This window comes from Pantoea agglomerans, from assembly GCF_020149765.1.
Taxonomy (GTDB): domain Bacteria; phylum Pseudomonadota; class Gammaproteobacteria; order Enterobacterales; family Enterobacteriaceae; genus Pantoea; species Pantoea alvi.
The window spans coordinates 3,105,602-3,114,845 of record NZ_CP083809.1; the positions used below are offsets into that span (position 1 = coordinate 3,105,602).

11 protein-coding genes and 1 pseudogene are annotated in these 9,244 nt (G+C 50.3%); all 12 read right to left on the reverse strand.

Features of this window, described 5'->3' with window-relative positions; translation table 11 throughout:
- Nucleotides 1–9: 9 nt before the first annotated feature.
- The 12 genes and pseudogenes from LB453_RS17670 to cdiI all read right to left on the reverse strand — a co-directional run bounded on the left by LB453_RS17670 (nt 10) and on the right by cdiI (nt 9,236).
- Entirely contained in the window at nt 10–1,299 is a 1,290-nt protein-coding gene (locus LB453_RS17670) for an oligosaccharide flippase family protein (RefSeq protein ID WP_103795163.1), read from the reverse strand.
- Complete coding sequence (locus LB453_RS17675; protein WP_224481536.1) at nt 1,296–2,288, reverse strand: glycosyltransferase family 2 protein; 993 nt, start codon at nt 2,286–2,288, stop codon at nt 1,296–1,298. Before LB453_RS17675 ends, LB453_RS17670 begins: the two co-directional genes overlap by 4 nt.
- Nucleotides 2,289–3,021: 733 nt before the next feature.
- On the reverse strand, nt 3,022–3,411 hold the full coding sequence (locus LB453_RS17680) for an acyl-CoA thioesterase (RefSeq protein WP_103795166.1): 390 nt from the start codon (nt 3,409–3,411) through the stop codon (nt 3,022–3,024).
- A gap of 131 nt (nt 3,412–3,542) precedes the next feature.
- The gene (locus LB453_RS17685) at nt 3,543–4,550 is read right to left on the reverse strand and encodes an alpha/beta hydrolase (protein WP_224481537.1); all 1,008 of its coding nucleotides are present in this window, start codon (nt 4,548–4,550) and stop codon (nt 3,543–3,545) included.
- A gap of 538 nt (nt 4,551–5,088) precedes the next feature.
- Complete coding sequence (locus tag LB453_RS17690) at nt 5,089–5,445, reverse strand: hypothetical protein (protein WP_224481538.1); 357 nt, start codon at nt 5,443–5,445, stop codon at nt 5,089–5,091.
- 367 nt (nt 5,446–5,812) lie between these two features.
- The gene (locus LB453_RS17695; RefSeq protein WP_224481539.1) at nt 5,813–6,322 is read right to left on the reverse strand and encodes an adhesin; all 510 of its coding nucleotides are present in this window, start codon (nt 6,320–6,322) and stop codon (nt 5,813–5,815) included.
- Between the two features lie 129 nt (nt 6,323–6,451).
- Nucleotides 6,452–6,679: a hypothetical protein gene (locus tag LB453_RS17700; protein ID WP_103795169.1), complete on the reverse strand. Its 228-nt coding sequence runs from the start codon at nt 6,677–6,679 to the stop codon at nt 6,452–6,454.
- Nucleotides 6,666–6,863 carry a hypothetical protein gene (locus tag LB453_RS17705; RefSeq protein WP_224481540.1) on the reverse strand — a complete coding sequence of 66 codons (198 nt, stop codon included), beginning with the start codon at nt 6,861–6,863 and terminating at the stop codon, nt 6,666–6,668. Before LB453_RS17705 ends, LB453_RS17700 begins: the two co-directional genes overlap by 14 nt.
- A gap of 90 nt (nt 6,864–6,953) precedes the next feature.
- Nucleotides 6,954–7,439, reverse strand: coding sequence for a hypothetical protein (locus LB453_RS17710; RefSeq protein WP_146053808.1), 486 nt, complete (start codon nt 7,437–7,439; stop codon nt 6,954–6,956).
- Nucleotides 7,440–7,573: 134 nt separating this feature from the next.
- Nucleotides 7,574–7,825, reverse strand: a complete 252-nt coding sequence (locus tag LB453_RS17715) for a hypothetical protein (protein ID WP_103795171.1) — start codon at nt 7,823–7,825, stop codon at nt 7,574–7,576.
- A pseudogene (locus tag LB453_RS17720) lies at nt 7,822–8,847 on the reverse strand (VENN motif pre-toxin domain-containing protein); the annotation flags it as partial. The gene LB453_RS17715 and the pseudogene LB453_RS17720, both read right to left, overlap by 4 nt.
- Nucleotides 8,848–8,870: 23 nt before the next feature.
- The gene (cdiI, locus tag LB453_RS17725; protein ID WP_103795173.1) at nt 8,871–9,236 is read right to left on the reverse strand and encodes a ribonuclease toxin immunity protein CdiI; all 366 of its coding nucleotides are present in this window, start codon (nt 9,234–9,236) and stop codon (nt 8,871–8,873) included.
- Between the last annotated feature and the right edge of the window lie 8 nt (nt 9,237–9,244).

Consider the following 9,244-nt stretch of genomic DNA (forward strand, 5'->3'; position numbering starts at 1 on the left):
TCCTCTTAACTATCTGAGGGTTTTGGCGTCGTTTAATAAAAACCATATTTTTTTAGGGCTGAAAAAAGAGCGATGAATAGTGAACATCGGTTGAGCGGCAAAAAAGTAATTCAGCAGCGTAAAAGAGAGCAGCTCGGTCAAAATAACGCTAAAGGCCGCACCGGTCAGACCATAGAGCGGCACCAGCACGGCGGAGGAAACCAGGCAGATCAGCAGCACGAAAAAGGTTTTTTTCACCAGATAGGCGTAACCGTTGTACTTGATAATAAAGCGATCCATAACGCTGCTCAGCAGGCCGAACATCGCGCCCAGGCAGAGCCAGACCGTTGGCGCGACCGCGTCCTGGTACGCCGGGCCGTAAAAGTAGTGAATAAAGGGTGGCGCCAGCAGCGCGACCGCGGCGATCACCAGCGCCGAGACGCCGACCACCAGCAGGTGCAGCTGCTGAATTTTTACGATGGCGCGTTTGGGATCGCGCTCCGAGAAAAAGGCCGGATAAAAGGACGCCAGCAGCGCATTGGGCAAAAAGACCCAGGCGCCGGAGAGGGTCAGGGCCACGGAAAAGACGCCCGCCTCTTTTACGCCGAGAAAATAGCTGACGCTGAACTGATTGAGCCGCGTATAGAGCGCCACGGCGATCACCGAGAAGATAAGCGTGCCGCCGGAGGCCAGCATATAGCGCGAATAGGCTTTAAGCTGTTTGCGGTTCGGCGTGCGCAGCCCTCCTTCGTAGCGGCGGAACAGCGCCAGCTTGATCACGAAGGGAATCAAGGTTGCCAGCACGATCGGCAGCGCCAGCCAGGCGGGATCCGCTCCCCAGTATGAAATAACAAAGCGAATCGTCAGGCTGATGGTTAACCCGATGGCATTGGCGATGACGTTCAGCTTCGCATTCAGCATCGCCTCGTTGAAAACGTTGACCAGGTCGATGGCGGAAAAGAGGCAGCCGATGGCCGCGGCGATAATAAAGATCTGCGCCTGCGAGCTCATCTCCTCGCGCATAATCACCATACCGGCAGACGCCAGCGCCAGGTAGAGCGTGAAAATCAGCACCGAGGCGGAGATCATCAGCCTGATGCCGGAGGCTTTATTTTGCGACAGCCGCTTCAGCAGGATAACGTCGCTGCCCATGTAGGCCACCGTCTGCAAAAACTGAAACACCAGCAGCGAAATAGAAATAATGCCGAAGGTGGTCGGCCCGACATATTTCGCTACAAACGAGGTGACAAAAATCAGGCCGAAGACCGCGATAATCTTCTCAGCGATCATCCACATCGAGTTCTTCAGTTTGTCTTTCATAGCTGCTCTCCCCGCCCCGCGCTTTGCGCCAGCTTGCGCAATTGCGACACCAGCCGCGGCGAGCAGAAAAAGAGCGTGAAGTAGAGGCTCCAGCCGTTAACGATAACGCCTGAAGAGAGATAGGCTTTAAAAGCCTCTCGATAGCGTCGAATATGCTCGTTAATAAAGGCAGAATTAAATTCGCCGGAGGCGATGGCCTTATATAAATAGGCAGAAGAGACCTTCAGCAGCAGAAAATAGAAAAACTTATCGTTGCTGCGCGACAAGAGCCGCTGCATTTCGCTAAATGAACGGGCGAAGGAGAAATGTTTTTCGCGCACCGACGAGCGCGTCGCCGAGTTCTCTGACTCGACGTAGTGATAAATCACGCTGTTGATGCAGATTACCCGCCGGGTGCCGAGCAGGCTGAGATACTGCATAACAAACAGCAGATCCTCGAAGTTCGCGATCTGTTCATTAAAGCGCAGCTGAGCGGCGCGAATAAGCTCGCCGTTAAACAGCTTGTCGCAAATGCCGTGGCGCGGATGAAAATAGAGCAGATCGTTAACCGCATCGCTGGCGCTGAGCACGCGCTGCGCCTCGGTCGGAAAGGCGCGTGCGATCGGCTGCCCCTGCGGCGTAAAGTGCTGTGACTCGCCGACAATCAGGCCGACCTCGCTATTCATCAGCGCCAGGCAGAGGCTTAACGCGTCGGCGGGCAAGAAATCGTCCGCATCGACAAAGCGCAAATAGGTACCGCGCGAGGCCGCAATACCGGCGTTGCGCGCCGAGGAAACGCCAGCGTTGCGCTGGGTGATAATGCGCACCTGGGGATGGTCGGCCCAGCTCTCCAGGATGAGCGGCGAACTGTCGGTCGATCCGTCATCCACCAGAATCAGCTCGATGCGCGGCGCCTGCTGCGCCAGCACGCTTTCAACGCAGCGAATAATCGAGTTTTCGGCATTATATACCGGCACAATTACGCTAATTAACGGGTTGTTAAGCGTCACCATAGATCCTCTGGATAAAATATTTTACGTGCGCGTTAAAAGCGCGCAGAAATAACCGCAATAACGCCTTAGTGCCGGGCTCACGTCGACATTTTTGTTTTTTTCCCGGATAGATCAGATACGACTAAAGAAAAAATCAGGATTGAATGATGAGATATTACGTGCCGCTTTTATTCCGTCAATGGGTGGTGCGCTAAACCGGAATTTCCGCATGACCGCTCTGCTTATCTATCAGAATTAATGGATAAGCGGACATTAGGGTTATCTGCAAGATTTTTCGCAGCCTTAAGCAGGAAGCATTAACAGGCAACGATAAAGAGAATAACAGCGCCGCCAGCCTGACCTGGAGAAATTTTTATTCATTAGGAATTATCCTGGAGGGTGAAAACAAAAAAGGCTGTGCTTTCATGGCATCGCAAAATTAGATATGCGTTCGTGCCAGCGTGGCTTGATTGTTTTCTTTTCTCAAGGCGCGCCCTGTTTATCAGCGGTCAGTTATGCGCTCTTAAGAATGATAACAGGATCTATTTAGCCTGTAGCGCCAGCTTAAACAAAGCTGATATGAAAAAATCAGAGGAAAAGGCGCAAAAAATTAAGGCGCTTAATGTGACGCAGGTCGCGTAAATCTTGTGGGGCGGATTAGGAATTGAGCGAGGCGTCAGGACAGAGGGAAACCAGGCATCGCGTCGGTGCCGGGTTATGAAGGGCTGGCAGCAGCCCTTCGTGCTGATTATTAAAGCGAATTAAGGGCGTTCATCACCGCATCCGGCATGCTCGGCCTGCCGTTGCTGAGACAGGTGGCAACAAAGGTCGCTTCTGCACAGATAACGCCATCGACCTTAATCTGCTGAACGAAGTTGACCCGATTGCGCTTTTCATTCTTCTCCAGCGCGCAGGTCACCTCCAGACGATCGCCCTTTTGCAGGCTTTTGCGGAAGCGCAGCGAATATTCCAGCACCATATAGAGGCGTCCCTGCTTAAACTCCTCTTCTATGTCGATGCCCAGCGCTTCGCGCATATAGGCATGGCGTGTCCATTCCATATAGAAGGGATAGTAGAGGCCATCGACGATGCCCTGGAAATCGATATGCTTTTCATCAACTTCATAGTGCTTTGCAAACATGTTCCGTATCTCGCGGTAGTGAGCAGATTAACAGCCTGATTTTGCTAATCTAACCTGGCCTGGTGCGGATGCCTTGCTTTTTTTGTGCTGCCGCAAAGGGGAAAAAGCCAGGCGTTTCGCCTGGCGCAGCATCACTTCAGGTGCGTTTTCAGCCCGTCTGCCGCCTGGCGCAGCGCGGTACGCACCGCCGGTACCTCGCTCAGCCCGTTCAGCAAGCCGTAGTCGTGGATCAGCCCGTTGTAGCGCGTTACCGTGACGTCGACGCCCGCGGCGTCCAGCTTGCGGCCAAAGGCCTCGCCTTCGTCGCGCAGCACGTCAAGCTCGGCGGTCTGGATTAAGGTTGGCGGCAGCCCCTGCAGCTGTTCGCGGGTGGCGCGCAGCGGCGACGCCAGAATATTGTTACGGTCGCTCGCCCTGGTGGTGTAGTTATCCCAGAACCATTTCATCATATTACGCGTCAGGAAATAGCCCTTCTGGAACTGCTGATAGGAGCCGGTATCGAAGCGCGCGTCGGTCACCGGCCACAGCATCAGATCGTAGCGAATCGCCGGGGTATGCTGCTGCTTCGCCTGCAGCGCCACGGCCGCTACCATATTGCCGCCGACGCTGTTGCCTGCCAGCGCCAGCCGCTTGCCATCTACGCCAATTTCGGCGCCGTGCTCGGCGACCCAGCGGGTGGCGGCGTAAGCCTGGTTGATGGCGACGGGATAGTGCGCCTCCGGCGACGGCGTGTAGTTAACGAACACCGCGGCGGCGCCCGACTCAACCACCAGGTCACGCACCAGGCGTTCATGGGTCTGGAAATCCCCTAATACCCAGCCGCCGCCGTGAAAGAACATAAATACCGGCAGCGTGCCCTGCGCCCCTTTAGGCTTCACGATATTCAGCTTTAAAGGCTGGCCGTTTACCTCAATCGTCTTTTCCGTTACCTCGGCGTCAGGCAGCGTTGCCCCTTTTTGCGCACCGATCAGCACTTCGCGTGCCGCCTGCGGCGAGAGCTGTTCAATAGGTTTGCCGCCGCTGCTGTTCAGCGCATGCAGAAAATTCTCTACGTGACGCTCAGGCTGAGGCGCGTCGGCAAAGCTGTTGGCGGACGCGGCGGCCAGCGCCAGCGCTAAAACGGTATGCTTAATGGTCATGAGATTACTCCTTTAATTTATTCACTATTAAATCGCACACTATTTAAATGCATCGCCTTTGCTGCGGCGCATTCGGGATGAGGTGAATATATATAGTGCGCTATTTAATAGCAAACATAAAAGTGAGAGCTTGCACGCAATTTACTTTAATGCATTGATAAATAATGATTTTAAAAATGACTTAGCGCACAGGCTGTCAAAACCTGCCCTGCTTGCACCCGGTCGCTGGCAAACCATCCAGGCGATGAAAGGCATAGAAGCGATCGTGATTCGGGAACTGGCAAGAGAGGTTAATCGCGGTTTTGCGGCGTATGGAGGGATGTTCAGTCGCTGCCTGTGGGAGACGTGTGGGATAAGAAGAGGACACTATTGTTCGCAGCACAGCTAATGCGAGTCTCTCGGCCTGTTGGGCAGAGATGATTGAATAACCCTTCGCTGTATCGTGCGCCAGTTTTGCTTTGTCCTCGGTCGTGGCGTCTGGCGTTTTACCTGGTCAGGAACGAGGAATGAGCCAGCTGTAGCGCATGGCGCATTATTCTCAACCGCATTTTTCCCTGCCTGCCAGTCCTGACTGGTTGTTCAGCTGTGCCGTCATCGCGCCCAGCACCGCGTGCGCCATCGCGTTCGCAGCGATGTTCTCTTCGCCTATCCGCTTCTTGATTTCCGTCGCCAGGTACGGCGAGGTGCCGCTCGCCAGCGCCCCCGTCACTGCCTGCGCCGCCTTCTGCAGGTCGCTGCCGGTGCCGTACTGCCGCATGGCGTTGTCATACGCCTGCTGCATCACCGCCGCATCGCTGACCGGTCTGCCGTTCGCTTCCCTTTCCAGCTGCTGCCGGGCCTGTGACAGCGCCTCCGGGTCGGTCTGCGCCCCAAGAGCAGGTTGTGGTGATACCAATTTACCATCTGATGCAGCAGCGTCTGGCCGGAACAGCTAATAATCCGGCTGGCCAGTTACAAGTAGCTGACGGGTGTAAAGTATAATCTCGCCGGTAAAGGACGGAATTTATTTTGCTATCTATTTCTGCTTTGCCCGTAATGCTGATAATAGATCCACCAGCTACCTAAAGCCATCAACGATCCAGTCAGAGACGCGGCTTTAGTATATTTCCATGCATCTGCCCAAACCAATTCAAATGGAATTTGATATATCAGCAGAAGATAGACTCTTATTAGAATATATAAAAACAGGAACATTACTATCATTGCTATGTTACAGGCAGAAAATAAGTAGAAAAAAATAATGAATCGCGATTTTTTTATCATTATTGTTTCCCTGCATTACTATTTACGGCTGCTTTACCAAGCTGATCATTGAGGATCTCCGTAGTTGCACTACCTGATGCATTACCTGCCATACCTGGCACTGGATTAACTGGGTGAGGCTTAGATATCCCCATACCTACATCAACCCATTCCCAGTTTTTCCAGTTCGGATTAAGCACTTTATCAAGTTGCCCCTGAAAAAATTTACCGGCTCCATATCCCAGACCAGACGCAGCTCCGCTTATTGCGCCACCTTTCAACGGATCATCACCTTTAATATAGTTTGAGGTTGCGCCTCCCGCAGCATTCCAGCCGACTGTACCTAACAGTCCGGTATTCGATGTAGCCGCACTAACCCAACTGGCCATAAGCGCATCGGTATAATTTACTTCATCATTTACCACATACTGAATAGTTCCATATTTATCTAAAGCTACCAAATTAGGCTCTCCCGTTAACTGGTCTGAATGCAGTACCACCATCACCAGGTTTGAGGTTTCGTATAACATCGGTGTTTGTCGATTGATCCCAATAAACTGACCTTCCGCCGCTTAGCTCTTTGACAGAAGTTGGATTTTTTACAACCTTCACAATGCGTTGAGCAAACTGTTCTTTTGTCCTTATTCCCAAATTAGCGTTTAAATTTTTCGGTAGTAGAAAAACCAGTACACAAATCCCACACCAATACCGACCAATCCTGTTTTCAATACCTTATAAAAACTCCCTTTAAAATATTCCAGCATCTGTTCTCCACCGCCAACCCAATATCCAACAAACTGAAAAAATACGCTAACAAAAACAATCAACAAAAAGAAAGCGATGCATAGATATAAAAGTACAAATAGTGACCTCTTACTTATCAACATTATTATTCTCCTTACTTTTTAGAGAACCTTGTAATACATCAGAGAACCAACCAAAGGCAGCAGAGTCAGCCACATTTCCCGAAAGAGAAGGCAAATTACTTTGAGGAACTGGTTTTGTTATAGTCCAAACACCTGTTGGCACCCATTCATACTGTTTTGATATAGGGTTTAACTTTTTATCCATTGGTATCTTGATGATATTACCAGCAGCATAACCAACTGATGCCCCAGCCTTGCTGAGCAATGCCCCCAAGAACGGATCATCATCCTTGAGTTATGCCTGATAATAACCACCTACTGCATTCCAGGCTACTGTTGGGTTGTAACCTTTACCGGCAGTAATAAGACCGATAACTCCTGCGCCGATAACATCGGATAATTTTATCTCCCCAGTTTTACTTGTTCCATACTGGATGACTGTGTTAGCAGCACTTGATACTCCTGCAGCTATTAATTGCTCCTTGGTTCCAGAGTTACTAGTCAATATGGCTTTTCCTCCCATAACTAATACCGGCCATGATGTTGGGTCGCTTACTACCGATAATATTCGGTCTCCCTGAGTGATATTTTCTTTTAGGAATTTCAAATCGACGCCATTCAGATAATTTACTAACGCAGCAGCTGTTGGATCTTTCAGTTTCTCATCTACCCTGAACTGTGAAGAATTTGCATCATTTGCCACGTTTGTTGCTCCCTGAATCAGTTCTTCCCAGGTTACACAGCTAACGCCGCCACCGGTACAGGCTTCCTGAAGCTCCATGCTGTTTTTGTTACTGATGTCGATGTACTTTTAAATAACCTGATTACAGTCCCCGCCTGACGCTTTACAGTCCTGCATTTCCTGATCAAGCTGATGGGCTTCTTTTGAGCTCAGCCAGTTATTCTCAACGACTATTATTTCCTGTAACTCTCATGCAATTTATTTTTCAACCATACTCCAGCACCTAATACTACTCCTGCAATGCTCCCTTTTTTCAATGCGATATATAATGCCTCTTCCCATGAAAAAAGGAATGCCCCATCCTTGAAGTAGAAAATTGTTGACACTCCTAGTTGGCATATGAAAAGAACAACAGAAATTAAGGCAGTACAGTACACAACCAGGAAAAGAAGCCAAAGGATACCAACCTTGCTGAAGAGATTCATTGCTTCTTCTCCCGCTTGTCTAACTCATCTTTTACAGCTTTTCCTGTAAGTTCAGAAGCAGTAGAACCTGTAACTGCACCAATAACATCCTTTGTCACTTGATCAGTTACCGGAGACAATGAATCAACAACTTTTCCCCCTAAACTACCAGCCGCACTACCAAGGCCAGTACTTATCACAGAGTTAGTTGGATCTTCCCCTTTAATCGCACTGCCAATCGCAGCACCTCCCATATTGATCGCTGCTGATGCCTGCCAACTTTTACCTGTAGTCGCGGCAGCTGTCACACCGGCGAGAATTGCATCAACATAGCTGAAAGGATCATTCCCACTAAGTTGTACGGCCGTATTCACGCCTACACCGATTGCAGCATTAAGCGCCATACCTTCTTTTATGGTAGTACCTAGCACATTGCCACCAAACATCAGCGGCGCATCACTTATGCTGGCATTCGATTTATGGTAGCCCCAAGTATTCATGATGCTCTGAGCTTTATACATGGCTTCAGAGTCAGGGTTACGTTTCATGTAATCCTGGCCCGAGAGCAGCCCGGTAACCAGTTGTTGTGCTACCGCTGGCCCGTAGGCATTTTCCATTTCAGAAGCATACATACGAAAATACCCGGCCAGTTCAGCTCGCTCAGTAGTGCTCATCTGTGAAGGGTCTTTAGTAAATTTAGAAACCAGTGCATCACTGCGTTTGTCGGCATTTTCCAGCTTAATAAGCTCATTGGCTGTAGCTAATGACTTATCACCGTTCTTAATTTTCTCAACGACTTTGTCGAGCTTGTCTGAAGATGTCACACCAAGGAGGTTATTCTCCACCGCATTTTTCCCCGCCTGCGCTGCGGCCACCGCTCCCGCAGTATCCCCCGTCGCCAGCCCGCCTGCAAGCCCCGCCGCCAGCTGGCTCAGCGCGCTCACCTGCTGCTTCTCGCTTTCGCTCAGCTGGTCCGCCGTTTTGCCCGGAAACAGGTAGCCGGCAATGTAGCGGGCGGCCAGTTCGCCGCCGCCGGCCCCAGCGCGCCGTCCGGGAGTTCAGTTCTCTAGACTGGTAGTCTAGCCAGTAAACTGTTTACTTTTTCGGTATCTTCAGGATGAAGTTTTACATACCTTTCACACGCCAGACGAACATACTGATAGCAGGTTTCTTCACTGATAATGACTACGTCTGCTTCTGAATACGGATAGCCTGAAGCAAATTCAACTCCTTCAAAGTGTTCGCTCTCATCACAGCTATTCATATCTGGAAAATTACAATATGCACCATCGACGAAAAAACTATCCTTGCTCACCAAATACCCAACCATCTTTAAAAAATGACCATCTTCATACATACGATCAAAATAGGATGCAATGATTAAATTACAACCTTTTTCAATGTCTTGTTGAGCAAATAACTCTTTTCTCATCTGCCACC

What these genes read in the sequence shown, in the direction of transcription:
- LB453_RS17670 (WP_103795163.1), bottom strand. Translation starts at nt 1,299, where the DNA reads ATGAAAGACAAACTGAAGAACTCGATGTGGATGATCGCTGAGAAGATT.
- LB453_RS17680 (WP_103795166.1), bottom strand. Translation starts at nt 3,411, where the DNA reads ATGTTTGCAAAGCACTATGAAGTTGATGAAAAGCATATCGATTTCCAG.
- LB453_RS17685 (WP_224481537.1), bottom strand. Translation starts at nt 4,550, where the DNA reads ATGACCATTAAGCATACCGTTTTAGCGCTGGCGCTGGCCGCCGCGTCC.
- LB453_RS17695 (WP_224481539.1), bottom strand. Translation starts at nt 6,322, where the DNA reads ATGTTATACGAAACCTCAAACCTGGTGATGGTGGTACTGCATTCAGAC.
- LB453_RS17700 (WP_103795169.1), bottom strand. Translation starts at nt 6,679, where the DNA reads ATGTTGATAAGTAAGAGGTCACTATTTGTACTTTTATATCTATGCATC.
- LB453_RS17705 (WP_224481540.1), bottom strand. Translation starts at nt 6,863, where the DNA reads ATGGATAAAAAGTTAAACCCTATATCAAAACAGTATGAATGGGTGCCA.
- LB453_RS17710 (WP_146053808.1), bottom strand. Translation starts at nt 7,439, where the DNA reads ATGGAGCTTCAGGAAGCCTGTACCGGTGGCGGCGTTAGCTGTGTAACC.
- LB453_RS17715 (WP_103795171.1), bottom strand. Translation starts at nt 7,825, where the DNA reads ATGAATCTCTTCAGCAAGGTTGGTATCCTTTGGCTTCTTTTCCTGGTT.
- cdiI (WP_103795173.1), bottom strand. Translation starts at nt 9,236, where the DNA reads ATGAGAAAAGAGTTATTTGCTCAACAAGACATTGAAAAAGGTTGTAAT.